Annotated in this window: 26 protein-coding genes and 1 tRNA gene; 8 read left to right on the forward strand and 19 right to left on the reverse strand. The window is 70.0% G+C overall.

Features of this window, described 5'->3' with window-relative positions; all coding sequences use genetic code 11:
- The 3 genes from MOTC310_RS29160 to MOTC310_RS29170 form a co-directional block, all read right to left on the reverse strand.
- A partial coding sequence (locus MOTC310_RS29160) for a 3'-5' exonuclease (protein ID WP_331304292.1) occupies positions 1–528 on the reverse strand: 528 nt, incomplete at its 3' end.
- 72 nt (positions 529–600) lie between these two features.
- Positions 601–3,033 carry an NAD-dependent DNA ligase LigA gene (gene ligA, locus MOTC310_RS29165; protein ID WP_331304293.1) on the reverse strand — a complete coding sequence of 811 codons (2,433 nt, stop codon included), beginning with the start codon at positions 3,031–3,033 and terminating at the stop codon, positions 601–603.
- A 64-nt stretch (positions 3,034–3,097) separates the two neighbouring features.
- Positions 3,098–4,390: an MFS transporter gene (locus MOTC310_RS29170; protein ID WP_331304294.1), complete on the reverse strand. Its 1,293-nt coding sequence runs from the start codon at positions 4,388–4,390 to the stop codon at positions 3,098–3,100.
- A gap of 130 nt (positions 4,391–4,520) precedes the next feature.
- Between MOTC310_RS29170 and MOTC310_RS29175 the strand changes: the two genes are divergently transcribed.
- Positions 4,521–5,237, forward strand: coding sequence for a 4'-phosphopantetheinyl transferase family protein (locus MOTC310_RS29175; RefSeq protein ID WP_331304295.1), 717 nt, complete (start codon positions 4,521–4,523; stop codon positions 5,235–5,237).
- 85 nt (positions 5,238–5,322) lie between these two features.
- Positions 5,323–5,399, forward strand: a tRNA-Pro gene (locus MOTC310_RS29180).
- A gap of 103 nt (positions 5,400–5,502) precedes the next feature.
- On the opposite strand, the gene MOTC310_RS29185 is transcribed toward MOTC310_RS29180, so the two are convergent.
- Complete coding sequence (locus tag MOTC310_RS29185; RefSeq protein WP_331304296.1) at positions 5,503–5,784, reverse strand: hypothetical protein; 282 nt, start codon at positions 5,782–5,784, stop codon at positions 5,503–5,505.
- Positions 5,785–6,366: 582 nt separating this feature from the next.
- Here MOTC310_RS29185 and MOTC310_RS29190 point away from each other — a divergent pair.
- Positions 6,367–6,657 (forward strand): hypothetical protein, encoded by a 291-nt coding sequence (locus tag MOTC310_RS29190; protein WP_331304297.1) that lies wholly within the window; start codon positions 6,367–6,369, stop codon positions 6,655–6,657.
- A gap of 398 nt (positions 6,658–7,055) precedes the next feature.
- Here MOTC310_RS29190 and MOTC310_RS29195 read toward each other — a convergent pair whose 3' ends face one another.
- The gene (locus MOTC310_RS29195) at positions 7,056–7,766 is read right to left on the reverse strand and encodes a hypothetical protein (RefSeq protein WP_331304298.1); all 711 of its coding nucleotides are present in this window, start codon (positions 7,764–7,766) and stop codon (positions 7,056–7,058) included.
- 148 nt (positions 7,767–7,914) lie between these two features.
- A complete protein-coding gene (locus tag MOTC310_RS29200; protein WP_331304299.1) occupies positions 7,915–8,667 on the reverse strand; it encodes a class I SAM-dependent methyltransferase in 753 nt (250 codons plus the stop codon).
- Between the two features lie 215 nt (positions 8,668–8,882).
- On the opposite strand from MOTC310_RS29200, the gene MOTC310_RS29205 reads away from it, so the two are divergent.
- Positions 8,883–9,926, forward strand: coding sequence for a hypothetical protein (locus tag MOTC310_RS29205; protein WP_331304300.1), 1,044 nt, complete (start codon positions 8,883–8,885; stop codon positions 9,924–9,926).
- 7 nt (positions 9,927–9,933) lie between these two features.
- Here the strand turns inward: MOTC310_RS29205 and tgt are convergent, their stop codons facing one another.
- Both tgt and queA read right to left on the reverse strand, forming a co-directional pair.
- A complete protein-coding gene (gene tgt, locus MOTC310_RS29210) occupies positions 9,934–11,070 on the reverse strand; it encodes a tRNA guanosine(34) transglycosylase Tgt (protein WP_331304301.1) in 1,137 nt (378 codons plus the stop codon).
- Positions 11,067–12,131 (reverse strand): tRNA preQ1(34) S-adenosylmethionine ribosyltransferase-isomerase QueA, encoded by a 1,065-nt coding sequence (queA, locus tag MOTC310_RS29215; protein WP_331304302.1) that lies wholly within the window; start codon positions 12,129–12,131, stop codon positions 11,067–11,069. Before queA ends, tgt begins: the two co-directional genes overlap by 4 nt.
- A gap of 98 nt (positions 12,132–12,229) precedes the next feature.
- Here queA and MOTC310_RS29220 point away from each other — a divergent pair, with 98 nt between their 5' ends.
- From MOTC310_RS29220 to MOTC310_RS29230, 3 genes are all read left to right on the forward strand, one after another.
- Positions 12,230–12,487 carry a hypothetical protein gene (locus MOTC310_RS29220; RefSeq protein WP_331304303.1) on the forward strand — a complete coding sequence of 86 codons (258 nt, stop codon included), beginning with the start codon at positions 12,230–12,232 and terminating at the stop codon, positions 12,485–12,487.
- Positions 12,484–12,702: a hypothetical protein gene (locus MOTC310_RS29225; RefSeq protein WP_331304304.1), complete on the forward strand. Its 219-nt coding sequence runs from the start codon at positions 12,484–12,486 to the stop codon at positions 12,700–12,702. The genes MOTC310_RS29220 and MOTC310_RS29225 overlap by 4 nt, the downstream gene beginning before the upstream one ends.
- Positions 12,703–12,799: 97 nt before the next feature.
- Positions 12,800–13,687 (forward strand): cation diffusion facilitator family transporter, encoded by an 888-nt coding sequence (locus tag MOTC310_RS29230; RefSeq protein ID WP_331304305.1) that lies wholly within the window; start codon positions 12,800–12,802, stop codon positions 13,685–13,687.
- A 9-nt stretch (positions 13,688–13,696) separates the two neighbouring features.
- Here the strand turns inward: MOTC310_RS29230 and MOTC310_RS29235 are convergent, their stop codons facing one another.
- The 10 genes from MOTC310_RS29235 to coxB all read right to left on the reverse strand — a co-directional run bounded on the left by MOTC310_RS29235 (position 13,697) and on the right by coxB (position 23,093).
- Positions 13,697–14,953, reverse strand: coding sequence for an SfnB family sulfur acquisition oxidoreductase (locus MOTC310_RS29235; RefSeq protein ID WP_331304306.1), 1,257 nt, complete (start codon positions 14,951–14,953; stop codon positions 13,697–13,699).
- 42 nt (positions 14,954–14,995) lie between these two features.
- Positions 14,996–16,108: a dimethylsulfone monooxygenase SfnG gene (sfnG, locus tag MOTC310_RS29240; RefSeq protein ID WP_331304307.1), complete on the reverse strand. Its 1,113-nt coding sequence runs from the start codon at positions 16,106–16,108 to the stop codon at positions 14,996–14,998.
- A gap of 212 nt (positions 16,109–16,320) precedes the next feature.
- Positions 16,321–17,085, reverse strand: a complete 765-nt coding sequence (locus tag MOTC310_RS29245) for an SURF1 family protein (RefSeq protein ID WP_331304308.1) — start codon at positions 17,083–17,085, stop codon at positions 16,321–16,323.
- A complete protein-coding gene (locus MOTC310_RS29250; protein WP_331304309.1) occupies positions 17,082–17,456 on the reverse strand; it encodes a DUF983 domain-containing protein in 375 nt (124 codons plus the stop codon). Before MOTC310_RS29250 ends, MOTC310_RS29245 begins: the two co-directional genes overlap by 4 nt.
- A 150-nt stretch (positions 17,457–17,606) precedes the next feature.
- Positions 17,607–18,470 carry a cytochrome c oxidase subunit 3 gene (locus MOTC310_RS29255; protein WP_331292333.1) on the reverse strand — a complete coding sequence of 288 codons (864 nt, stop codon included), beginning with the start codon at positions 18,468–18,470 and terminating at the stop codon, positions 17,607–17,609.
- A gap of 147 nt (positions 18,471–18,617) precedes the next feature.
- A complete protein-coding gene (locus MOTC310_RS29260) occupies positions 18,618–19,229 on the reverse strand; it encodes a cytochrome c oxidase assembly protein (protein WP_331304310.1) in 612 nt (203 codons plus the stop codon).
- Between the two features lie 10 nt (positions 19,230–19,239).
- Positions 19,240–19,404, reverse strand: coding sequence for a hypothetical protein (locus tag MOTC310_RS29265; RefSeq protein WP_331292331.1), 165 nt, complete (start codon positions 19,402–19,404; stop codon positions 19,240–19,242).
- 5 nt (positions 19,405–19,409) lie between these two features.
- Positions 19,410–20,360, reverse strand: coding sequence for a heme o synthase (locus MOTC310_RS29270; protein ID WP_331292330.1), 951 nt, complete (start codon positions 20,358–20,360; stop codon positions 19,410–19,412).
- A gap of 214 nt (positions 20,361–20,574) precedes the next feature.
- Positions 20,575–22,203: a cytochrome c oxidase subunit I gene (gene ctaD / locus MOTC310_RS29275; RefSeq protein WP_331304311.1), complete on the reverse strand. Its 1,629-nt coding sequence runs from the start codon at positions 22,201–22,203 to the stop codon at positions 20,575–20,577.
- Between the two features lie 50 nt (positions 22,204–22,253).
- Entirely contained in the window at positions 22,254–23,093 is an 840-nt protein-coding gene (gene coxB, locus MOTC310_RS29280) for a cytochrome c oxidase subunit II (RefSeq protein WP_331292328.1), read from the reverse strand.
- A 312-nt stretch (positions 23,094–23,405) separates the two neighbouring features.
- Between coxB and fdhD the strand changes: the two genes are divergently transcribed.
- Positions 23,406–24,248: a formate dehydrogenase accessory sulfurtransferase FdhD gene (gene fdhD, locus MOTC310_RS29285; protein WP_419539976.1), complete on the forward strand. Its 843-nt coding sequence runs from the start codon at positions 23,406–23,408 to the stop codon at positions 24,246–24,248.
- Positions 24,249–24,270: 22 nt separating this feature from the next.
- Here the strand turns inward: fdhD and MOTC310_RS29290 are convergent, their stop codons facing one another.
- Entirely contained in the window at positions 24,271–25,164 is an 894-nt protein-coding gene (locus MOTC310_RS29290) for a hypothetical protein (protein WP_331304312.1), read from the reverse strand.
- Positions 25,165–25,606: the final 442 nt, after the last annotated feature.

The following is a 25,606-nucleotide window of genomic DNA, read 5'->3' on the forward strand; positions in this document are numbered from 1 at the left end:
GAGCGCGGCCGCGAGGGCGTGCACGTCCGCGACCGCCCGCTCGCGCATCGCGGCGAGCGCGATCTCCGCGCAGGCGAAGGCGTCCTCGCCGGCATCGTGGTGCTCGAAGCGGATGCCGAGGCGCCGCGCCACCTTGCCCAGTCCGCATCCTTCCGGCGACGGGAAGACCCGGCGCGCCACCTGGACCGTGCAGAGATAGGCGAGATCGGGCACGGGCAGGCCCGCCCGCGTCAGCCCGGCGCGCAGGACGCCGATATCGAAGCTCGCGTTGTGCGCCAGGATCAGCCCCCGCCCGAGATCGCCGAGATAGGGCGCCATGACGGCCGCGAAGTCGGGCTTGTCGGCGACGTCGGCCGGCAGAATGCCGTGCACGCGGATGTTGCCCGGCGCGAAGCGCATCTCGGGCGGCCGGATCAGGTGGCTCTCGCGGCGCACGACCCGCCCCTCCGCGATCCAGGCGAGACCCACCGCGCAGGCGCTGTCACGCCGCTCGTTGGCCGTCTCGAAGTCGAGGGCCAGGACCGTCATCGAGGTTCAACCATGCCGGGTGGAAGTTCTCGGGGTGTTCCCCCGGAGGTCTAGGCCGCCCGGACTCGCGCTTCAACCCTGCGCCACCAACGCCAGCCAATCGTCCTCCGAGACGACCCGGACCCCGTGCTTCTGCGCGTCCTTCAGCTTCGAGCCCGCACCCGGGCCCGCCACGACCAGGTCGGTCTTGGCCGAGACCGAGCCCGAGACCTTGGCGCCGAGGCGCTCGGCCACCGCCTTGGCCTCGTTGCGGGTCATCTTCTCAAGGGTGCCGGTGAAGACCACGGTCTTGCCCGCGAAGGTGGAGGCCGAGGCGGTGCGCTCCATCGGTTGCACCGCGACCGCGTCGAGCAGCGCCGTGACGGCGTCGGCGTTGTGCGGCTCGGAGAAGAACAGGAGCAGCGCGTCGGTCGCCACGGGACCGATCTCGCCGTCGTCGGCGAAGACCCGGTAGGCATCGCCGGGACGCTGCGCCGCAGCCCGCGCGATCGCCGCGCGCACCGCGTCGACGTCGCCGTAATGGGCGAGGAGGTTCTCGCGCTGCACGGCGCTCAGGCGCGCCCGCTCCTTGGCCGGCGCCGCGTCGTCCTCCGGGAAGCCGAGATCGAGGAGTCGGTCCCGGGTCGTGCCCCCGACCCGCGGCACCGCGGTGAGCTCGACCCAGTCGGGACCGGGCTGCGCCGCCGCGGCCTCGCGGATCGCCGCGATCAGTGTCGGCATGTCGGCGAAGCGCTTCGCCAGCGCCTTGGCGGTCGCCTCGCCGATCTGCGGGATGCCGAGGGCGAAGAGCAGGCGGTTCATCGGCACGGCGCGCCGCGCCTCGACGGCGGCCAGCAGGTTCCTGATCGCCTTGTCGTCCTCGTCGCCCTTCTTCTTGGCGGCCTTCTTCGGCGGCTCGCTCGTCCCCGATTCCGCGCGCCGCTCGGCCGACAGCGCTTCGCGCCGCGCCACGATGGCGGCCTTGAGTTCCTCGAAGTCGAGGCGGAACAGGTCGGCGGGCTGGCGCACGAGCCCGGCCTCGAACAGGACCTCGATATAGGTCTCGCCGAAGCCCTCGATGTCGAAGCCGTTGCGCGACACGAAGTGCTTCATCCGCTCGACGCCCTGCGCCGGGCAGATCAGCCCGCCGGTGCAGCGGCGCACAGCGTCGGGGCGGCCGGTGCGCGGGTTGATGGCGCGGACGGCGCGGCTGCCGCAGGCCGGGCAGGTCTCCGGGAAGGCGTAGGGCCGCGAGCCGGCCGGGCGCTTGGTGAGGTTGACGTCCATGACCTTGGGGATGACGTCCCCGGCCCGGACCACCGTCACGGTGTCGCCGACGCGGATGTCGCGGCCGTCGCGGATCGGCTCGCCGTCGGCGCCGACCCCCTTCACGTAGCCCTCGTTGTGGAGGGTGGCGTTCGAGACCACCACGCCGCCGACCGTCACCGGACGGAGCTTGGCGAGCGGGTTCAGCGAGCCGGTGCGGCCGACATTGATGACGATGTCCTCGACCACCGTCGTGGCTTCCTGGGCGGCGAATTTGTGGGCGAGCGCCCAGCGGGGCGAGCGCGAGACGAAGCCCAGCCGCTTCTGGAGCCCGAGGTCGTCGACCTTGTAGACGACGCCGTCGATGTCGTAGCCGAGCCCGGCGCGGTCCGCCTCGATGCGGCGGTAATGGGCGAGCATCGCCTCCGTGTCGGTGAAGGTCTCGGTGCGCGGGTTCACCGGCAGGCCCCAGGACGCGAAGCGCTCCAGCACGCCGGACTGCGTGTCGGCAATGGGCGCCGACAGCTCGCCCCAGGCATAGGCGAAGAAACGCAGCGGCCGGGACGCGGTGATCGCGGGATCGAGCTGGCGCAGGCTGCCGGCCGCGGCGTTGCGGGGATTGGCGAAGAGCGGCTTGCCGGCCGCCTCCTGCCGGGCGTTGATCGCGGCGAAATCGGCGTGGGACAGGTAGACCTCCCCGCGCACCTCGCAGATCTCCGGCCAGCCGGACCCCGCGAGCACCGCCGGGATGTCCTGCACCGTGCGGGCATTGGCCGTGACGTTCTCGCCGACCTCGCCGTCGCCGCGGGTGGCGGCGGTGTCGAGCCGGCCGTTCACGTAGCGCATGGACAGGGACAGGCCGTCGATCTTCGGCTCGGCCGTGAAGGCGAGGGGGGCGTCGTCCGGCCAGCCGAGGAAGCGGCGCACGCGCGCGACGAATTCGGCCACCTCCGCGTCGTCGAAGGCGTTGCCGAGCGAGAGCATGGGCACGGCGTGCCGCACCTTGGCGAACTTCTCCGAGGGCTTGGCGCCGACCGAAGCGCTCGCGGCACCGGTGCCGGCGAGATCCGGGAAGCGGGCCTCGATGTCTTCCAGGCGGCGGCGCAGCCGGTCGTACTCGGCGTCCGAAATCTCGGGAGCGTCCTCCTGATAGTAGAGGCGGTCGGCCTCCAGGATCGCGTCCGACAGCCGCGCGTACTCGGCGCGCGCTTCCTCGGCGGTGAGGTCGAGATCGAGCGGATCGGATTTCGTGACGGCCATGCCGGGGTTCTAACGCATCGGCGGCCGAGGGGGAGTCGGCGGGGGCCAACACTCCCCGCTTCTCTCAAGAACGGGAGGCGAGCAGATCGCCGCGCTCAGCCATCCGGAAGGCCGCGAAGAACGTCGCGGCGACCAGGGCGGCGACCGCCTGGAGCGGCAGCACGGGGGCCAGCCAGCCCGCGACCGCGGTCCCGGAGACCGAGCCGAGATTCATCGCCGCCATGTATACCTCGAACTGCGTGGCCGCGCCCGGTCGGCCCCGGCTCGCCTCGAGCAGGGCCGGCATCAGCGCGACGATCAGCAGGCCGGGCAGCACGCTGGTGAGTGCCAGGATCGCCGGGGCCGCGGCCCCGACGAGGCCGGCACCGATCAGGCCCCCGGCCAGCAAGAAGGTGACGGCGCTGCCCAGAAGCAGGGCGCGAAGCGGCGCTGCAGCCCCGGCGCGGTCCGACCAGAGCCCCACCGCGACGGCGCCGGCCGTGCCGCTCACCAGGGTCAGCACCGCCTGGAGGCGCGACAGGCCGGCGGCCTCCCAGCCCTGCCGCTGGAGGAGGTCGACCGAGAAGGGCAGCTCGAACAGGCCGAGCGCCGCGTCCAGGCCGAAGCACAGGGCGAGCAGCCGCAGGGCGCGCGGACGGCGCAGGGCGACGGCCGTCCGGCGCAGGAAGCGGCGGAACGGGACGCGCCGCGGCGCCGGTCCGCGGCCTTCGAGCGACCAGATCGGATCGGTCGGGGTCTCGCGGACCAGCAGCATCGGCAGGCTCGCGAGGATCGCGGCGGCGAGCAGGCAGCGGGCGCTCGCCCCGAAGCCCCAGCTCGCGAGCGTCCAGCCGAAGAGCGCGGCGCTGAGGCCAGTTCCGGCCACGAAGCCGGCGCGGGTGCAGGCGCTGACCCGGCCGAGTTCCTCGGCCGGAACATGATCCATGATCATCCGGTCGCAGGCGGTGTCGAGGAGCGACGCGAACAGGCTGTGGACGAGGAAGACCAGGCCGAGCGCGCCGACGGCGTCGGTTCCCGCGACGAGGAGGAGCGCCAGCGTTGCGTGGCATCCGACGAGCGCCGCGACCGCGAAGGGCCGGCGCCGTCCCACCCGCGTGTCGCCGGCGCGGTCTACCCAGGGCCCCCAGAGCAGGGGCTGCAAAGTCCAGGGAAGGCCCGCCAGGGCGAAGTGCAAGCCGATCTCGGTCGAGGAGACGCCCTGCGCCGCGAGGTGATTGGCGAGCGCGGTGAGCGAGAACCCCGCGATGAGGCCCTGGTAGAGGTAGGTCGTGAAGAAGACCCCGTAGCGGATGGACCGCTGGCCAAGGCTCGGTCTGGTCGCGAGGCCGCCGCGACGATCCGCGATCTGGGGCGTCACGGAGCGCGGTGCGCCTTGCAGGAGAGGGGCCGCTTCCCGATGCTGCTCATCGCCTGTTCACCGGATCGCCGCCCGTGCCGTTTCGCCTCCCAGACGCTAGCGCCACTTCTCCGTCCTCGCGAGGTGTCGCGTGAGCGCGGCGCAGGTCTGGATCGTCGATCTCGCCCTGTCGCGGGATCAGATCGAGCGGTGCGACCGTGTGCTCGACGCCGCGGAGCGTGCGCGGGCCGACCGGTTCCTGCGCCCGGCGGATAGGGCCCGGTTCCGCGCCAGCCACGCCGCGCTGCGCCTGATCCTCGCCGACGCGCTCGGTGTCGCGCCGGCTAATGTGGAGTTCGCGGTCGGGCCCGGCGGCAAGCCGGAGCTCGCGGGCGCGGCGCGGGGCGCCGCGGACTTCAACCTGTCCCATTCCGGAGCGCGCGCGCTGATCGGCCTGGCCCGTGACGCGGCGATCGGCGTCGATGTGGAGGCCGTGCGGCCGATCCCGGACGCGCTGCGGATTGCGGCGGCGCATTTCGCCGCCGACGAAGTGTCGACCCTGGCCCGGGCCCACCGAAACGTGATCGCGCACAGCTTCTTCGGCCTGTGGACCCGCAAGGAAGCGGTCGTGAAGGCCCTTGGGAGCGGCCTGTCGCTGCCCCTCGATCGGTTCAGCGTCAGCGTGCCCCCCGAACCACCGCGCCTGATGCGGGCGGCCGGCGACGCGTCGTGGAACCTGAGCGGCCCGTGGAGCCTGGAAGAGCTCGATTGTGGGGCCGCGCATGTCGCCACCGTGGCGGTCCGATCCGCGGACGCGGACATCACCCGCCACCGTCTCGCGGACGACTGGCCCGATCATCTCGGCTGAAAAGGCGCAACACCGCGCTTGCGGTGGGGGAAAGGCGCGGCTATACACCCGCTCGCCGGTCCTGGCGGACACGCGGGGCGGCCTTCGGAGTGTAGCGCAGTCTGGTAGCGCACCACGTTCGGGACGTGGGGGTCGCAGGTTCAAATCCTGCCACTCCGACCAAATTTCCCGAGATCTCTCAAGTTTATCTCGGATCTCGACTTGCCCGCAGGCGATCCGGGACCGCGAACCGGTCACGCGGAGACCCTGGCGATCTGCGCGCCGCTCATCCCGGATCCGGCGCATGGGTGCCGCGCGTATCGCGGTTCTTAGGTGAAATGTCTGCGCCATTCGTCCTGCCGGACATCCCGCGCTGAGGCATGAGCGGCGCGTTGGCTACGCTCTCCGCGAGAAGCGCGATCATCGCCGACCGTGAGTTCAAAAGAACGGCGGGCGGCTCGCCGGTGATCTGCTGCCATCGCTGGATGAACACGCCCGTCGGCAACTCGGAGAGCGCGTCCGCTTCGGTCGCGGGTCGGTCCGTTCCGGGAAGCGCGGACTGGTCCATCCGCCTCGACGGACTCGACCGAGTTTCGGCCTCAGCGCCTGACCGGCACGGTGACGCGGGCGTTGCCCCGATTGGGGAAAAATATGCCCGCCGCGGCGGACCGGGCGGGCAAGGACAGGGGCGCTCGATGCGTTGGCGAGCGCCGCCGCGCACGATAGCAGCAGGGCGCGCTGCGGTAAGCCCGCGGGCGTGACAGATTGGGGCGCGTGAAGGGTCCCACGCGCGTTCGCGGGCGCTCGTGACGCCGCCACAGCACGGGCCACGCGCTCCACCGATGCGCCTCTCGGTTCGATGTGACTCGAACCGTCGGATCGCTCCGCGCGAGCCGAGCACCGTGTTCGCCGAAAGTTGGGCAGGCGACGACGATGCCCCGACCGGTGCCGCGGGATTGTCGCGCTACGCGAGTGCCCGCCGCGCTGAACGCGAAGCCACACACCTTGACGAGCCGTAAGAAACACCTAAACGATATTATGCCGACCTAAAAGATTTTTTACGACGCCAGGGGAGTTGCCGGGTTCCGGCCGGTGTGCCGCCGGCTTCGCGGTTGCCGAACCTGGGAGCGGGGGCCAAACGCGGATGAAGATGTTCAGACCGAGGCTTGCCCCGATCATCCCGGAGGAGGCCGAGGGCGGCCTGGAGGCACCGGTCATCTACTTCGAAGTGGTCGCCACGCAGGGGACCGGGCTCGGCGTCGGCAGCATGGCCCTGGAGATGCTGATCGTGGATCCCGCAGCCAGCGGTAAGCCGCTCCGGTATCGACGCAAGATCGTCGCCCAACTCCGTGCCCCCGCCGGCGGATGGGAGTCGATGCGCGAGGCGCTCGATCAGATGGCCGAGGACGCCGCATCTCAATCGCCCGGGGCATCGTCGTGACACCCGAGCGATCTCACCGTGATCTGGACGGTGTGCGCACGGTCGTCCTCCGGTGACCGGAGGTGGCGCGCGAAGTCGACCTGCGGATCCACCTTTCGTCCGACACCCTTGCAGCGGCTTGAATCGCCATCCTCATCGGATGGGGCGGCCATTCGTGGGAAGCAGTTCCGTCAGCCCGTGCTCAGGGACAGGACCAGTTTCTGTCCGAAAACCGCATAGCCGAACAGAAGGCTGCCAACCACGACGGAAGCGGCGATGCCGCACGCCGGTGCCACACTGTCAGACAGGCTCACGACCGACGTTCCCCCCGCGCGAGGGTCGTCTCTGTGGCGGGTTGCGAGTGCTGGAATCGCGCGGGCGCACATGTTCGCGTCGGCGGAGCGGATTCCGCGACGCGGTCAAGCCGCCAGGCGGAGGCCGCTTCCGGGGACGCGGCGGGGCGTGCCCATCGTACGGTCCCGAGGCAACAACAGGTCGATCTGTGAGCAGTGGAGCGCCAGGACGTTCTGCTCCTCCGCCATGGCGCGCGCCGCGCCGCTGAACCGGCCATTGGTCATCACGCACGCCGTGGAAGATCCGGCGCGCTCCGCCGTTGCCGCGACGTCCGAGATCGGGAGGCACGCGATATCGCGATCCGTCCAGTGCAGGCAGACGACGACGCGCGTTCGGGCCCGGAGGAGGACGAAGTGCTCCTGATCCTGATAGTCCAGCCGCCACCCGGCCGCCTTCAGGCACCGGAGCATCAGCGCCTCGTAGCTTGCCTGCGAGGAACTGATGCGATCGACGAACGTCCAGGACGCGAGCTCAGCCGGAAGGATCGACGCGAATTCCGCCCGAACGAGTCGACGGAAGCCGCCGATCGGCACGACGGCGCGGAGCGGCCTCGGGAGATGAGCGCGGCGCAACCGAACCAATTCCCGGTCCCACAGGATCTCGAACGCGGCCGGACCGCGCGCGTGGCGTTCCAACCATCGGTTCTCGATGAGCAGTCGCTCGATGTGCGGTCGGACCGTGCGGCGACACCGCTCCGTGACGCGGACCTGGATATGGAGCCAAGCGATCGGGATCAGGATGGCTGTCACCCACAGGGCGAGGCTCGTCGCGAACATGGCGCCGGAACTTTGCGAAATGAGGCCGATGTTGCGATTTATCTGCCACAAGAATTAAGCGGGCATTGCTGATCAGGATCGCGTTCGTCCGAATAACGCAAGACTTTGAGGATGGTGAATTCTAAATTGATGCGGGCGTCGGGGATGCTCAGGTCCGCATGGCCACGAACATGCTCCGGCCCTGCTGATGATAGTAACCGCTCTCCATCGAGCCGCGGATGTCGCGCCCGAGCATGTCGTACTGCTCGTAGACCATGTCGAAGCCGCACTCCTTGAGGAGTTGAATCAGGGCCGGCTTGGTGGGCCAGAAAGAGTGCTTGTTGCTCCACGACGTCCACTTGTGCGCCTCGAGCTGGCTCGTGTCGTCGAGATCGTGCTCGTGCATCCAGCGACCCGGCAGACCTTCGTTCTCGGCGGGCGGAGAGAGCTGGAACAGGGCCTCGTTGGTTTCGGTCGCGAAATGCGTGTGCAGGATGATCACGTCGCGCACGCAAGCGGCCATCAGACGGATGAAGGCGGCCGGCCGGTCGAGGTGGTAGAGCAATCCGCAGCAGAAGGCGGCATCGAAGGGCCCGTGGGCCGCGAGGTTCCAGACGTCGTCGTTGACGAAGGCGAGGTCCGGAACGGCCGCGCCGTCCTTGACCCGCAGGCAATTCTCGAAATTCGACTGGCGCACCTCGACGCCGGTCGCGCGCATCCCGGCGCGGGCGAATTCGAGCGTGTACCCGCCCTCGAGGCAGCCCAGATCCACGATCGAGCGGCCGGCCAGCCTGTGCCCGTAGAACAATCGGAGCGAGCGTAGCGCCGCCTGCGTCCAGGGGCTGTCGGCGATCAGCCAACCGGCCTCGGGCAAGGTCTCGGACCCGTCCGCGAGGCGGATGTTGTGTGCGGTGAACGTCATCGTGCCTCCGCGCGCCGCACATGTGTGCCGAGCGGCGTCTCGGTCAGTCTATGCGGTTGGCTGTCTATTGGTTCACGCGGTTTGTCGATCCGCCGGCGTCAAACGGAAGGCGATCCGCGGGATGCGCCGCAGGGCGCGCATTCCGCCTTCAGACAGCGAAAGCGGCGACACGATGCCTGCGACGCAGGTCTCGAAACGGCGTATGACGCGGGCCGATGGATTCGCCTACCCCCAGCCAGGCCGTCCGGCGACCCGCAGGATGGATCGGCTTCGCGCGCAGTTTCCTCATCAGCGCCGCCGTCATCGGTTCGGCGGTGGTCGGGCTCGTGGCCGCGGTCGATCCCTACGGTCTGCGGGCCGCGCCCGGCCATCCGCCGGGGCCGATCCTGGACGCCAATCAGCGGCTCTCGTATCCGCAGATCGCCCGCGGCGGGGCGTTCGACGCGGCGGTCTTCGGCACCTCGACCGCGCGGCTGCTCGACCCGCAGGCCCTGGATGCGGCCTTCGGCGTCCGCTTCGCCAATCTGGCGGTGAATGCCGCCACGCCCGACGAGCAACTCCGCCTCGCCGCGCTGTTCCTGGGCCGCAGGCCGATCCACGCGGTCCTGTTCGGCCTCGACGCCACGTGGTGCGCCGCCGAACCGCCGGCCCGCACCGCCAACGCCTTCCCCGACTGGCTCTACGCCGACAGGGCTCCCGGCGACGTGCTGCGGCAGGTTAACCTGCGCTCGGTCACGACCGCGATCCAGGCCGGGCTCGCCGATCTCGGGCTGGCTCGGGCGCGGATCCGCGGCGACGGCTACGCGGTGTTTACCCCGCCGGAAACGCGTTACGACCTCGGTCGCGCTCAGACCCATATCCGTGCGGGCCGCGTCGATCCGGCGGTTGCGGAACCGCCCGACGCACCGATGCCGGCTCTCGACCGACTGGGCGACCTCCTCGGCCGTGTGCCCGCGGAGGCCTTGAAGATCGTGGCTTTCATGCCGGTTCACGCGGCGGCCCAGGGCGCACCCGAATCGGCGCTGGGCCGGCGCGAGGGTGCGTGCAAGGCGCGCGCCGCGATGATTGGGAAGCGCCACGGCGCAGTCGTGGTGGATTTTCGCCGGATCTCGCCGCTGACGACCCGGGACGCGAATTACTGGGACGCGCTGCATTACCGCCTGCCCGTGGCAGCGCGCATCGTCGCCGATCTCGCGAGCGCCGTCGCCACTGGCCGCGACGATCCGGACGGGGAGTACCGGGTGCTCGTTCACCCGTGACCGGCCCTCAGGCGGCGGCGCGCTCGGCGCTGGCCCAGCCCGCGCGAGTCTCGGCGCAGTAATCCGCGTAGCGGCCGTCGCGGATCGCCGCGCGCGCCCCGGCCATCAGCTCCTGATAATAGGCGAGGTTGTTCCAAGTCAGCAGCATCATCCCGAGGATCTCGTTGGAGCGCACGAGATGGTGCAGGTAGGCTCGGGAATAGTCCCGGGCGGCAGGACAGGTCGACGCCTCGTCGAGCGGCGCGGTCACCTCGGCGTGGCGGGCGTTGCGAAGATTGACGCGCCCGTGGCGCGTGTAGGCGAGGCCGTGCCGCCCTGCGCGGGTCGGCATAACGCAGTCGAACATATCGATCCCGCGGGCGACTGCGCCGAGGATATCGTCCGGCGTGCCGACACCCATCAGGTAGCGGGGCTTCGCCGCCGGCAGGTGCGGTTCCACCGACTCGATCATCGCGAACATCACCGCCTGGGGCTCGCCCACGGCGAGGCCACCCACCGCGTAGCCCTTGAGACCGAGATCCGTCAGGGCGCGGGCACTCTCGACCCGCAGGGCCGGCACATCGCCGCCCTGGACGATCCCGAACAGAGCGCGGCCCGGCTGCTCGCCGAACGCGACGCGGCAGCGTTCCGCCCAGCGCAGGGACAGGTGCATGGCCTTCTCGATCGCCGCGTGGTCCGCCGGCAGGCGCACGCACTCGTCGAGCTGCATCTGGATGTCCGAGCCGAGCAGGCCCTGGATCTCGATGGAGCGCTCCGGGCTCATGTGATGGGCGGTGCCGTCGATATGCGAGCGGAAGGTCACGCCCTGCTCGTCGATCTTCCGCAAGGCGGAGAGCGACATTACCTGGAATCCGCCCGAATCCGTCAGGATCGGCCGGTCCCAGTTCATGAAGCGGTGCAGGCCGCCGAGCCGGGCCATGCGCTCCGGGCCGGGCCGCAGCATCAGGTGATAGGTGTTGCCCAGCACCACGTCGGCGCCGAGATCGCGGACCTGGTCGGGATACATGGCCTTGACGGTCGCGGCGGTGCCCACCGGCATGAAGGCCGGGGTCCGGATCTCGCCCCGCGGCGTCGCGATCACGCCGGTGCGGGCGGTGCCGTCCCGGGCCAGCAGGTCGAAGCTGAAGGAAGGGCTGTCGATCATGGAATGTCCGCGCGCGGGTCCGGGAAGAGCAGGCTCGCGTCGCCGTAGGAGTAGAAGCGGTAGCCGGCGCCGATCGCGTGCGCGTAGGCCGCACGCATGGTCTCAAGGCCGGAAAAGGCGGAGACCAGCATGAACAGCGTCGAGCGCGGCAGGTGGAAGTTGGTCACGAGCGCGTCGACCGCGCGGAACCGGTAGCCCGGCGTGATGAAGATTTCCGTCGGCCCCGAGAAGGGCGCGAGCGTCCCGTCCGGGCGGACCGCGCTCTCCAGCAGGCGCAGCGCCGTGGTGCCCACCGCGACGATCCGGCCGCCCGCGGCCCGCGCGGCATTCAGGGCGTCGGCCGTGGCGGCGTCGAGGATGCCGACCTCCGCGTGCATGCGGTGCCCGTCAGTGTCCTGGGCCTTGACCGGCAGGAAGGTCCCGGCCCCGACATGCAGCGTGACGTGGTGGCGCCGCAGACCGGCGGCGTCGAGATCGGCCAGCAGCGCGTCGGAGAAGTGCAGGCCGGCCGTGGGGGCCGCTACCGCCCCCGGATTGCGGGCGTAGACCGTCTGGTAATCGGTGGCGTCGCGGTCATCCGTGGCGCGCTTGCCCGCGATGTAGGGGGGCAGCGGCAGGGCACCCTCCGCGGCGATGGCCGCGTCGAGGTCGGGCCCGGCCCGGTCGAAGGCGAGGACGATCTCGCCGGCCTCGGCCTTCTCGAGAACGGTCGCCGCCAAATCGCCGAAGCGCAGCGCGTCGCCCGCCGCGAGCCGCTTGGCCGGACGCGCGAAGGCGCGCCAGCGGTCGGGAGCCTCGCGCAGGTGGAGCATCACCTCGGTGCGCTGGCCGGGGGCACCGGGCCGGGTGCGCACGCCGTTCAGCCGGGCCGGGATCACCCGCGTGTCGTTGAAGACCAGGGCGTCGCCGGCCCGGAGGGCGTCGGGCAGGTCGCGCACGGTCCGGTCGGCCAGCGGCGCGCCGGGGCTGACCACGAGCATCCGCCCGGCGTCGCGCGGCTCGGCCGGGCGCAGGGCGATGCTGGTCTCCGGCAGCTCGAAATCGAAGAGGTCCACGCGCATCGCCGGCTGCCTGCACCGAACGGCACGCGGTTTCAACCGCGGAACCGCCGGGGAGCGCGTCCGTTTCCAGCGTCACCGAGACGCGAGGCTCCCGATCCATGCCCTGGTACGCCGTTCGCCCCCGTGACGCCGCCGATCCCCGCTGGCCGCTCCCCGGCACGTCCGAGATCGTGCTGAAGGCCGAGGATCCCGACACCGCCCGCGCGAAGTTCGAATCGGCCTACCCGAGCCAGCCCTTCGGCAGCCCCGGAATCCCGGTGCCGAATACCGGCGCCGGCAGCTTCCGCGGCGATCCGGACGCCCTGGTCGTGGCCGAGACGGGCGAGCCGCCGGCGCCGCGGGGGCACGACGCGTGACGCCTCGTGGTCGCCCCCGGCGGGTCACGCTCGACGGGCAGCTCCTCGGGTACTGGGCGCGCGAGGCCGCCCGGCTGGAGGCCCTCGCCGCCGCGGCGCGCTTCGCCTGGCAGCGCCATCGCTACCTGCGCAAGGCGGAGGCCGCGCGCGCCAAGGCGGAGCCGAGCCGGCTCCGCGAGGCCGCCCGGGACGACGGCGGCGCGCCGGAGACTTAGCCGCGGCTAACACGTTTTCGACGGCGTCGAACCTTTGCCGTGGCCTTGGCCGTGGCCGGTGCCGTATGGGCGCGGCGTCACCCCAACGGCGCGAACCATGGACCGCACCCAGAAAGCCGCCCTCTTCAGCGCGGGCATCGGCCTCGCCGTCACGGCGATGAAGTTCTACGCGGCGTGGCTCACCGGCAGCCTCGCCCTGTACTCCGACGCGCTGGAGAGCATCATCAACGTGGTCGCCGCGGTGGGCGCCTTCGTGGCGCTGCGGGTCGCGGCGCGCCCGGCCGACGAGGACCATCCCTACGGTCACCACAAGGCGGAGTTCTTCTCCGCAGTGATCGAGGGCGCGCTGATCGTGGTGGCAGCCCTGCTGATCCTGCGCGAATCCTATTTCGGGCTTCTCGCCCCGAAGCCCCTCGACGCGCCCGCGATCGGCCTCGCGATCAACTTCGCGGCCGGGATCGTCAACGCGGTCTGGGCGGCGGCGCTGATGCGCTGGGGCCGGCGGTGGCGGTCGCCCGCGCTGATCGCCGACGCGCGCCACGTCTTCGCCGACGTGGTCACGTCCTGCGGCGTCCTCGCCGGCGTCGGCGCCGTGGTGGTGACGGGGTACCCCGTCCTCGATCCCGTGGTGGCCGGGCTGGTCGCCATGAACATCCTGTGGTCCGGCTTCCGCATGGTCCGGGAATCGGTGGACGGACTCATGGACCGGGCTGCCCCGGCCGAGATGGTCAGCCAGATCCGGTCGCTCATCTCCCAGCACGGCGAGGGCGCGCTGGAGGCGCACGACGTGCGCACCCGCTCCGCCGGGCAGGCGACCTTCATCGACTTCCACCTCGTCGTCCCCGGCGCGATGACCGTCGAGGATTCCCACGCGATCTGCGACCGGCTCGAGACCGCCCTGGAGACGACGATTCCCGGGGCGGTGGTGACCATCCATGTCGAGCCCGGCGAGGAGGCCAAGGCGCGGGGCTTGCCGGTGCTGTAGCCCTGCCGCTCAGCTCCAGGCGTGGAGCGGCGGAGTCGCGCCGTTGAGGGCGTGGTCGCCGACGATCGCGTATTTCCAGCGGACCGGGTCGTGCAGCGTGTGCGTGCGCGCGTTCCGCCAGTGGCGGTCGAGATTCTCGGCCGCCAGGGTCGAGCGGGTCCCCGACAGCTCGAACAGCTTGTTCGACGCCGCGAGGGCAACCTCGGTCGTCAGCACCTTCGCCTCGGCGACGGCGATCTGCGCCGCCGCGACCGTTTCGGCATCCGGCCGCGCGACGGCCGCGTCGAGGGCGAGACCGGCCCGGTCGAGCAGCGCCTCGGCGGCGTGCTGCCGGATGGTCAGGTCGCCGATCGCCTGGATCGTGTAGGGATCGTCGGCGGCCCGCTCCAGCCCGCTGTCGATCCAGGGGCGGGCCTTCTCGCGGACGAAGGCGATGGTGTCGTCGAGGGCCTCGCGGCCGATCCCCGCATCAATTGCCGCCTGGATAATCTGGAACACCGCGCCGTCGGCGGTGGGCGCCGCGTAGCCCTTCCAGGCGGGAACCAGGTGGGTCTTCGGCACACGGACGTCGTCGATTCGCACCGTCCCGCTCGCCGTGCCGCGCTGGCCGAAGCTCGACCAGTCGTCGATCACCGTCAGGCCGGGCGCGTCCCGCTCGGCGATGGCGTACCAGGCGCGCCCTTCGCCATCGAGGGCGACGATCGGCACGAGATGCGCCAGGAGGGCACCCGTGGCGTAGAACTTCTGGCCTCGCACGACGACGTGGTCGCCGTGATCGGTGAAGCGGGTGTCGAAATCGGCCGCTCGCTTGGTGCCGCGCTCCGAGAAGGCGTTGCCGAACCGCGTGCCGCGCAGAACCTCACCGAAGAGCAGGTGCTTCTGCGCCTCGTCCGACACGGTCCGGATCGCCGCCAGGATGCCGAGGTGGTTCTGGGCGATCTGCGCGATGGCCGGATCGGCGGCCGCCACGTTGGCGATCACCTGCGCGAGGGTCCGGTACGAGACCTCCGGGCCGCCATAGGCCCGCGGCACGTTGATCGACCAGAGGCCGCTCTGCGAGAAGGCGTCGAGTTCAGCGAGCGGCCGCACGGCGTGACGGTCGCGCTCCGAGGCGCCGGCCCGGAAAGCGGACGCCAGCCGTTGGGCCACGTCCAACGCCTCGGCATCGTCACGGATAACGTGGGCAGGGGAGGGCGGCCGCGCGGGGCCGGGGGCGCCCGGGCGGCGCTCCGGCTCGAGCGTGCGCGCATCGACGGCGATGTTCATGGCTCACTCCGGTCAGGAAGGATTTGGTCAAGTGTGCGGCGCTCAGGCCGCCTCGGCGCGCCGGTCGCGGGCGGCCTCGAGCGCGCGGACCCGCGGGATGACGTGCGTGCCGAAATACGCGACGTCCTCCTGGAAATGCAGGAAGGCCAGCAGGGCCAGGTCCGCGCCCGCATCCTTCAGCGCGAGGATCCGCTCGGCGATCTGATCTGGCGTGCCGATCAGGTTGGTCTTGAAGCCGTCGTTGTACTGGACGAGATCCTCGAAGGTCGACTTCGCCCAGTTGCCTTCCCCTTCCGGCGAGGCCTTGCCGGCATTCTTCACCTCGTGGCCGAAGGCCTTCACGGCGTCCGGGTCGGCGTTGTCGATGATCTCCTGCAGGACGGCCCGGGCCTCCTCCTCGGTGTCGCGGGCGATCACGAAGGCGTTCACGCCGATCCGGGGATGGTTGCCGGTCACGGCCGACTTGGCGCGGATGTCATCCACCTGGGTGCGGATCGTCTCCGGCGACCCGCCGTTGGTGAAGTACCAGTCGGAGACCCGGGTCGCCATGTCGCGCGCCGCCCGCGACGAGCCGCCCTGGAAGATCTCCGGCAGCGGCTGGGCCGGCTTCGGCTTCAGCGTGTAGTCGCTGTAGCGGTAGAAGTCGCCGCGGAAGGTGAAGTTGTCCTGCGTCCAGATCCCGCGCAGGCTGCGGATGAACTCCTCCGACCGACGGTAGCGCTCGTCATGGTCGAGCCACGGCTCGCCGATCGCCCGGAACTCGCCCGAGAACCAGCCCGAGACGATGTTGACCGCGATGCGGCCCTCGGTGAGCTGCGAGATCGTGGCGATCTGCTTGGCGGCGAGCGTGGGGTGCCACGGCCCGGGCAGGATCGCCGCGATCACCTTGAGCTTGGTGGTCGCGGCCAGCAGAGCGTGGCTGAAGGCGACCGATTCGTGCTGGTACTCGGCGCCGTAGCCCGCGGTGAACCGGATCTGCGTCAGCCCGTAATCGAACCCGGCCTCCTCGGCGATCTGGGCCAGCTTGCGATTGTACTCGGCATCCCAGCTCGTGCGCTGGGGGATCTTGCTGATCACGAGGCCGCCCGAGACGTTGGGCACCCAGTAGGCGAAGCGGATTGGCTCGCGTGCCGCGTCGGCGAGATGGCTGGTCATCCGGCGTTACCTCAGTTGCACGGCGGTCCGGCGCCGTGACGTCTTCGGAAGATCGCCGCGAACTGAATACACTATGCAGCGCGCGGCCGATCGCTCAAGAACACAGAAAGTATTCCGGGGCGACGGCCGTGGGTCAAAGGAACGGGTTGCCGTTTTTCGGCCGATCTCGGCGACACTTTTCTTCGCCGAGATCCTGCGCCTGCTGCTTTATCCTAGGCGGCGCGGGCCGCGGGCGAATCGTGCAGGCGCCGCCACGCGAAGACCGAGAAGACGCCGATCAGGCAGGCGGCGAGGCCGAACCAGGTGAAAGCGTACTGCAGGTGGTTGTTCGGCAGATCGACCCGCAGTTGACCGCCGCGCGGCCACGTCGTCTGGCCCGGGACGGCGTCGGCCTCGACCAGGTAAGGCTCCACCGTGCCGAGGCCGCGCGCCGCCGCGATCCCCGCGATGTCCCGGTTGAACCACTCCCCGCGGGCGGGATCCGGCTCAGGCACGAACAGACCCCGGGCCTCGCTCGCGCGGAGAATGCCGGTCACGGTTGTCGGTCCGTCGATCAGGCCGTCCCGGCGATCGGCCTGCGCCTTCAGCTCCGTCGGAACGAAGCCCCGATTGACCAGCACGACACGGCCGTCATTCCGGCGGAACGGCGTGAGCACGTAGTAGCCCTGAAGCGCGCGGCCCGGAGTCTCGCCGGCCGCCAGTCCGTGGACCAGGGTCTCCCGGTCGTTGAGGAACTCACCGCTGACTCGGACATGCCGAAACTCGTCGCGCGCCGGATCCCAGGCATCCGCAGCCGGCGGTGCCACCGGCTCGGCGCGACTCTGACGCACGATGCGGGCGATGAGGTCTTCCTTCCAGGCCTTGCGCTCGAGCTGCCATGTCCCGAGGCCCAGCAGGATGGCCAGGGCGATCAGCGAGGCGAGACCGGGCGCGACGAGGTCGCGCCAAGCGGCCCGTTGCAGTCCGGTTCCGGTCACGGTTCGAAGCGCCCTTCCTCGGCCCGGTTGCTGAACTGCAGGGCGATCAGCAGGCCCTTGAGGGGCCGCACCAGGATCAGGCTGAGTCCGACCGAGAGTGACAGGGCCACCAGGGCGTGGACCCAGATCGGCGGCTCGTACGTGATCTCCAGCCACAAAGCGAGGCCGACGACGACCAGGCCGACGATCGACATGACGAAGAAGGCCGGCCCGTCCGCCGAATCGAAATGCGCGTAGTCGAGGCGGCAGGCCTCGCAGGAGGGGCGCAGGCTCAGGAATCCCTTGAACAGGTGACCCTCGCCGCAGCGCGGGCAGCGGCCGCGCAGGCCGGTGGGGATCGGCGGCGGCGGCGAGAAGGTTCGGTTGTCCACGGGCACACTCCAGCACTGATCCGCGCGGGCCCCGATCGCCCCGTGCCCGGGCCGTCCTATCCATATGGGGATGACGACCCGTCCGAAATGCAAAAGGGCGGCCTGAGCCGCCCTTCGCAGGCCCGCCATGCAGCGGCGGGATGGTTCCGCTCAGTGAGCGCCGCCACCGTGGAAGACGCCCGAGCCCCACACGTAGATGGCGGCGAACAGGAATAGCCACACGACGTCGACGAAGTGCCAGTACCAAGCGGCGAACTCGAAGCCGAGGTGCTGACGCGGGGTGAACTGGCCCGCGTAGGCGCGGAACAGGCACACGGCCAGGAAGATGGTGCCGATGATCACGTGGGCGCCGTGGAAGCCCGTCGCCATGAAGAAGGTCGACGAGTAGATGCTGCCCGAGAAGCCGAACTCGGCGTGGCTGTACTCGTAGGCCTGGCAGGCGGTGAACAGCACGCCGAGGATGATGGTCAGCCACAGCCCGTACTTCAGGCCCTTGCGGTCGCCCTCGATCAGGGCGTGGTGCGCCCAGGTCACGGTGGTGCCCGAGGTGAGCAGGATCAGCGTGTTCAGGAGCGGCAGGTGCCAGGGATCGAACGCCTCGATGCCCTTCGGGGGCCACACGCCGCCGGTGAACTCCACGCGCGAGACCTGGATCGGGTCGGCGGTGTAGAGGGCGGCCTCGAAATAGGCCCAGAACCAAGCGACGAAGAACATCACCTCGGAGGCGATGAACATCATCATGCCGTAGCGGTGGTGCAACTGGACAACCCGGGTGTGATCGCCGGAATTGGCCTCGTGGGCGACGTCCTTCCACCACGAGAACATCGTGTAGAGGACACCGATCGTGCCGGCCCCGAAGATGTAGGGGCCCGGGGTCAGGGTGCCGATCTGGAGACTCTTCATCCAGAACACGGCGCCGAACGCCATGAGGAAGCCCGAAAAGGCCCCGATCAACGGCCACGGACTCGGATTCAGGATGTGAAAGTCGTGATTCTTGGCGTGCGCCTCGGCCATCGTCCCGTCGCTCCTCACCCTCGCGCCCTGCGCCGTTCCCGGCCTTACGCTGTTCGTTGCTTGCCCTTGGCCGGGCGCGGCACGCACCACGCCCAAGCTTGCTCGCAGCTTTAGTCGGTGCGGCCCCGTGTTGTCACGGGTCCGCGATCAGAAATCGCCCTTCGTGCCCGAAGAAGACGATTTCGCCACCGTCGCCTTGACCGGCTGACCGTTCTTGGACGCGAAGTACGTGTAGGACAGCGTCATCTCCGAGAGATGCGCGGTGTTCGAGTCGTCCCGCACGGCCGGATCGACGTAGAACACCACCGGCACGTCCAATGTCTCGCCCGGCTGGAGCGTCTGCTCGTTGAAGCAGAAGCAGGCGATCTTGACGAAGTAGCCGCCCATCAATCCGGGCTGAACGTTGAAGGTAGCGACCCCCGCCGAGGGCGTGCTGCCGGTGTTCTGCACCCGGAAGAAGACCGTCTTGGTCTCGCCGAGCTTCGCCTCGACGCTGCTCACCTCCGGGATGAACTTCCAGGGCAGGCCCGGCGCGACGTTCGTGTCGAAGTGGACGACCATGCTGTCGTCGGTCCGCGCCGCGGAGGCCGAGAGTGCCGGCCCCTGCCGTGGCGTGCCGTCGTAGCCGGTCGCCTTGCAGAAGGCGTCGTAGAGCGGCACCGACGCGAAGGCGAGGCCGACCATGCCGATAGCGAGACCCGCGCAGGCGAGCGCCGTGCGCGTCGCGGCTCGGTTCGATCCTGAGGGAGGGACTGTCATCCAGAACGCCTCAGAGCGGCCGGCTCAGGATCTGCGGTCCGAGCTTGACGATCGTCAGCACGAAGAACAGCAGAACCCAGGCACCGAGGGCCAGCGCGATCGCGATAGACCGCTTGCGGCGCCGCGCCTCCTGCTCGGGCGTGAGCGGCCGGTACTGGATCTCCGGATCCACCATGGCGCTCAACCCAGGACCGGGCGGAACAGGCCGAAGCTCTGCTCGGCCAGGAGCGCCGAGAACAGCGCGAACAGGTAGAGGATCGAGAATCCGAACATGCCCATCGCGGCGCGCCGCTCGGCATCGCCCTCGGGATTCCGCAGCACCCGGATGCTGAACGCCACCATGCCGAGGCCGCCCACGAGGCCGACGACCGCGTAGACGAGACCGCCGAAGCCCAGGGCCACCGGGACGAGGCCCAGGGGCGCGAGGAGCAGTGAGTACCACACGATCTGGCGGCGGGTGGAGGCCGGGCCGGCGACGTTGGGCATCATCGGGATGCCGGCACGGGCGTACTCGTCCGCCTTGATCAGGGCGAGCGCCCAGAAGTGCGGCGGGGTCCAGATGAAGATGATGGCGAACAGGATCAGCGACTCGATGCCGATCGACCCGGTCACCACCGCCTGACCGATGACCGGCGGCAGGGCGCCCGCGGCGCCGCCGATGACGATGTTCTGTGCGGTCGCCCGCTTCAGCCACATCGAGTACACCACCGCGTAGAACACGATGGTGAAGGCGAGGAGCGCGGCGGCCAGGAGATTGGCGGCGAGCCCGAGCACGACCACCGAGGCGACCGAGAGGAACAGCCCGAAGCCGAGCGCCTCCTCCGAGGTGATCCGGCCCGACGGGATCGGCCGGGTGGCGGTCCGGCTCATGACCGCGTCGATATCGGCGTCCCACCACATGTTGAGGCAGCCGGACGCCCCGGCACCGACCGCGATGGCGAGGAGCGAGATCGCGCCGATAGCCGGCTGCACGTGGCCCTGCGAGACCACCATGCCGACCAGCGCGGTGAAGATGACGAGGACCATCACCCGCGGCTTCAGCAGCGCGAAGTAGTCCGGAACGTCGCCGCCGGCGGTCGTGAGGGCCGGGGCCGGAACGTCCGGTCCGATCGTGTTCGTCAGGCTCGTCATCGCGTCTGCCGCTGCTGTGTCGGCGCCCGGCCGCGCGCGTCACGGCCGAGTCGTGTCTCGAATTCGACGTGTTCCAAGGATCGGCGTGAGCGGGGCCCAGGATGTCCCCTCGGCCCCTGCGGATCGCCCTCATCGCTCGCCCTTGCCGGGAGGTCGGCCCAGCGGCCTCCGGGGAAGGGCGAGGGCCGCGGATGCGGCCCTCGCGGGGTGTCTATCAGTGCGCGCCCGGCTCGTCGACGATGCGGGGCAGCGTCTCGAACTGGTGGAACGGGGGCGGCGACGAGAGCGTCCACTCGAGGGTGGTGGCGCCTTCGCCCCACGGGTTGTCCGCGGCCCGCTCCTTCGAGCGGAAGGCCAGGACCACGCCGATCACGAACACGAACATGCCGAGGCCGAAGATGTGGCCGCCGTAGGTCGACACCTTGTGCCACTGGGCGAAGGCGTCGGGGTAGTCGGCGTAGCGGCGCGGCATGCCGGCCAGGCCGAGGAAGTGCATCGGGAAGAACAGGATGTTCGCGCCGATGAAGGCCAGCCAGAAGTGCAGCTTGCCGACCCATTCCGGGATGATGTGGCCGGTCATCTTCGGGAACCAGTAGTAGATACCGGCGAAGATGATGAACACGGCACCCAGGGAGAGCACGTAGTGGAAGTGCGCGACCACGTAGTAGGTGTCGTGCAGGTACTTATCGACCGCCGAGTTGGCGAGCACGACGCCGGTGACGCCGCCGACCGTGAAGAGGAAGATGAAGCCGACCGCCCAGTGCATCGCGGCGGTGAAGCGGATGGAGCCGCCCCACATGGTCGCGATCCACGAGAAGATCTTCACCCCGGTGGGGACCGCGATCACCATCGTGGCGAACACGAAGTAGGACTGCGTCTGCAGCGACAGGCCGACCGTGTACATGTGGTGGGCCCACACGACGAAGCCGACGACGCCGATCGCCACCATGGCGTAGGCCATCGCGAGGTAGCCGAAGACCGGCTTGCGCGAGAACGTGGCAATGATGTGCGACACGATGCCGAAAGCCGGCAGGATCATGATGTACACTTCGGGGTGACCGAAGAACCAGAACAGGTGCTGGTACAGGATCGGGTCACCGCCGCCGGCCGGGTCGAAGAAGGTCGTGCCGAAGTTGCGGTCCGTCAGCAGCATCGTGATGGCGCCCGCGAGCACCGGCAACGACAGGAGCAGCAGGAACGCGGTCACCAGCTCGGCCCAGGCGAAGAGCGGCATCTTGTGCAGCGTCATGCCCGGGGCGCGCATGTTCAGGATGGTGGTGATGAAGTTGATCGCGCCGAGGATCGAACCCGCGCCCGACAGGTGCAGGGCGAAGATCGCGAAGTCGACAGCCGGGCCGGGATGGCCGGCGGTCGAGAGCGGCGGGTAGACGGTCCAGCCGGTGCCGGCGCCGGAGGCGCCGGGGGCGCCCTCGACGAACAGCGAGCAGAGCAGGGAGCAGAAGCCCGCCACCGTCAGCCAGAACGAGATGTTGTTCATGCGCGGGAACGCCATGTCCGGCGCGCCGATCATCAGGGGCACGAACCAGTTGCCGAAGCCGCCGATCAGCGCCGGCATCACCATGAAGAACACCATGATGAGGCCGTGGCCCGTGACGAACACGTTGTAGGTCGCGGGATTCGAGAAATACTGCAGGCCGGGCGCCTCCATCTCCATCCGGATGCCGAAGGAGAGGAACGCGCCGATCATGCCGGCGCAGAAGGCGAAGAGCAGGTAGAGGGTGCCGATGTCCTTGTGGTTCGTCGACAGGAACCAGCGGGCGAAGAACGACGGCTTGTGGTCGTGGACCGCGTGGGCCTCGGCATGGGCTGTGGCTGTAGCCATGGATTCGGGTGCCTTGTGAATCGGATGGGTGCGGTTCGGTCAGCCGGGGCTCAGCGCGCCTCGGCGACGCTCGTGCCGTTGTCGATGCGGGCGTACTTGGTCTTCGCCTCCTTCAGCCAGTCGGCGTAGGCCTGCTCGCTGACCACGCGGACCACGATCGGCATGTAGGCGTGGCGCTGGCCGCACAACTCGGAGCACTGGCCGTGGAACGTGCCCTCCTTGTCGGCCTTGAACCACATCTGGTTCAGGCGGCCCGGGACGGCGTCGATCTTGAAGCCGAAGGCCGGCATCGCCCAGGAATGCAGCACGTCGGCGGCGGTGACCTGGATCTTCACGATCTTGTTGACCGGAACGACCATCTCGTTGTCGGTCTGGAGCAGGCGCGGCTGCTTGTCCTCGTCGATGTTCGCGTCGAACGTGAACCCGCCACCGGCCTCGGTCTGCGGGTACTCGTAGGACCAGTACCAGGCATGGCCGATGACCTTGACGATCATGTCGGCCTTCGGGTCCGAGAGCTGCGTGCGCAGCAGGCGGAAGGACGGGATCGCCACGGCGACCAGGATCAGGACCGGCACGATCGTCCAGGCGATCTCGATCGCGGTGTTGTGCGTGGTGCGCGACGGCGTCGGGTTTCGCTTCTCGCCGAACCGGTAGACGCACCAGAGGATGAGACCGAGGACGAACACCGAGATGGCGAGGGACAGCCAGTGCAGGCCGATCTCGAAATTCAGGATGTCGCGCGCGTTCTCGGTGACCGGGATCTGCCGGTCCATCTCCCACGGCACGGGCTGGCCGAAGCCCGCGGCCTGCGCGCCGGATATGGGGAAGAGCAGGGCGCCGAGAGCGGCGAGGCTCCAGAGTGACCGGTTGATCGTCCGCACCGTCCGCATCTGCCTCTCGTGGCTCCCCTGAAACTATCTGGCGACCGTCGGACCTCCCCGTCTTGAACGCGTGCGGGATTGTACCGACGTGACGGAGTACCGGTTGTGTCACCCGGCATTATCCGACCGGGGCTTCAGACCACAAGGACCGGCGAGGTGCAACCGCACAAGCGTCGCATCGCGCGCTTTCCAGCCCGTTGACGGCGACTTGACGGCGACTCGTGGCGTCGGCGCACTAAGGCGCGGCAGAATTGTTCCTCGACGGGTCGCGGCGCGGATGAAGCCTCGTGCCGCGCTCGTGCCACGCCTGCGGAGTTCGAGATGTCCACGGAAACCGGCAGTCCCTCCTCCGGTCCTCTCCCATGCGCGGTCCCGGCGCCCATGCAGGTGATGGCCTATACGGGCTCGCGGCCGAGGCCGGACACGCGGTCGCTGGCCGTCGAAGCGCCCGTCAACCTTGTCTACGGCAGCGTGCCGCACGCCGTGATGATGGCGACGCCCGCCGACCTCGAGGATTTCGCCTACGGGTTCAGCCTGACGGAGGGGATCGTGGACAGCGCCGAGGAGATCCGTGGGACCTGGGTGGAAGCGGGTCTGGACGGCCTGCGCCTCCACGTCGATCTGGCCCCCGGACGGCTCCGCGAGCATCTGGCGCGCAAGCGCGCCATCAGCGGCCGAACCGGCTGCGGGGTCTGCGGCATCGAGGATCTGGCGCAGCTGCCGCGGGCCGGGGGGCGGGCGGCCTCAGAAGTCCGGGTCGCGCTGCCCGCGATTGCCCACGCCCTGTCGGGTCTCGACCGCGCCCAGCACCTCGGCGCGGAGACCCGCGCGGTCCACGCTGCGGCCTGGGCCGGCCTGGACGGCAACCTCGCGGCGGTGCGCGAAGATGTCGGCCGCCACAACGCGCTGGACAAGCTGATCGGCGCCCTGATGCGGACCGGCACACCCGCGGAGGCGGGTTTCCTGGTCATCACCAGCCGCTGCTCGTTCGAGATGGTCGAGAAGGCCGCGCGGCTCGGCGCGGCCGTGATCGTCGCCATATCGGCGCCGACGTCGCTGGCCCTCGAACGCGCCCGCTCCTACGGCATGACGCTCTGCGCCATCGCGCGATCCGACACGGTCACGGTGTTCACGGGTGCCGAGCGTCTGACCGACGGCGCGTGAAAGGCCTTTCCGATCTCCCGGCCTACTCGGATTGGCCCGGGACGACGGTCGCGCCGCCGATGATCCGAACCGGCTTCTTCTCCGTGGGCGGATCCTTCCAATCCTTCGCCGCGGGCTTGGCCGCGTCGGCCACAGCGGCGTCGGCCGGCTTTGACGGCGCGGCGGGTGCCGGCGCGGGCGACTTCTCGATTGACGCGGCCTTGGTCTCCGATGCGCCTGCCGAAGGCGGAGTCGCCTTGGCCGTATCGGCAGGCGCGATCTTGGGGGGCGGTGCCTCGGGGGAGGTGCGGGGCGGCGGCTTCAACTCCGGCGTCCGGGCGAGCGCTCCGCGCGCGACCTTTCTGGCCGGAGCGCTCCGGCCGACGCCTTCGGGGTTCACGCCCTCGGGATTGGCCTCCGGCCGCAGAGCTTCGCCGGCCGGTCGGCGCTGCGGCCGCGCGACCGGACCTTCCTCGGACGGAGTCGGGCGCATCGCGCGGCGGGGAACTACCTCGTCCTCGGTCCATCCGAAGCCCGGTCCGGGCCGCTCCAGCCGGGCGACCGTCTCGGGCGGGCCGAGCCGCTGACGGCCCACGATCCCGCCCGTCATGGGATCCACGAACAGCCGGACGGGCGTGCCGGCGGGGCCGACGGCATCGACCACGTAGACCCGCCCGTCGAAACGCGGACGGCTGAGGCCGCTGAACCCCCGGTCGGCGAGGCGCCAGGCCACGACCCGGGGCGGCAGGACCTCTTCCTCGAAGGCGAATTGGGCTCGCGCGCCGCCCGATACGCCCAGAAGGACGACCGCCGACAGGAAAACGGCGCGCAGGGGCCGGATCGTCGGGCGTTTGAGGCGCGCAGCAGCTCTGCTCGTCATCGTCACTCTTGTGCGTTCTGGGTTTGGAGACCCGGCAGAGTGTCCGGTTTCCGGCATGGTCCGGGCCGGTGGACCCGGACCTCGACCATGCCGGCGAGGTCGTTGCCCCGCATGCCGCTTGTGCTCGGCCCGACCGGTAGACCCCGCGATTCGGGCGAGATTGCGGAGGCCGGGGCCGGGCTCAGGCCCGTCATGCAGAGCGACGACCAGAGCGGCGACACCGTAGCCGCCGGCTGTCTCTTGCTGAAAACATTTCAATCTGGCAGTTTCGCGACTTAGGACAGCACAACTGTCCCATCGGCCGTGCATCCCGGCCGTCGCCGTCTCGCGCGCGGGCGAGAAATCGGCAGACGGATACGGGCGCGCCAGCGCACCGCTCCTCGAGCGGTCCGGGTCCTCGATGAACGCTAGCCGACGGACGCGTCCCCCCGGACCGGCCGGATGGCCTGCGGCAAGAGGCCGAGCGCGGGGCGCCGACGGCTTGCGGGCATGGAACATG

It is taken from the genome of Methylobacterium oryzae, assembly GCF_036441375.1.
GTDB lineage: Bacteria > Pseudomonadota > Alphaproteobacteria > Rhizobiales > Beijerinckiaceae > Methylobacterium > Methylobacterium oryzae_A.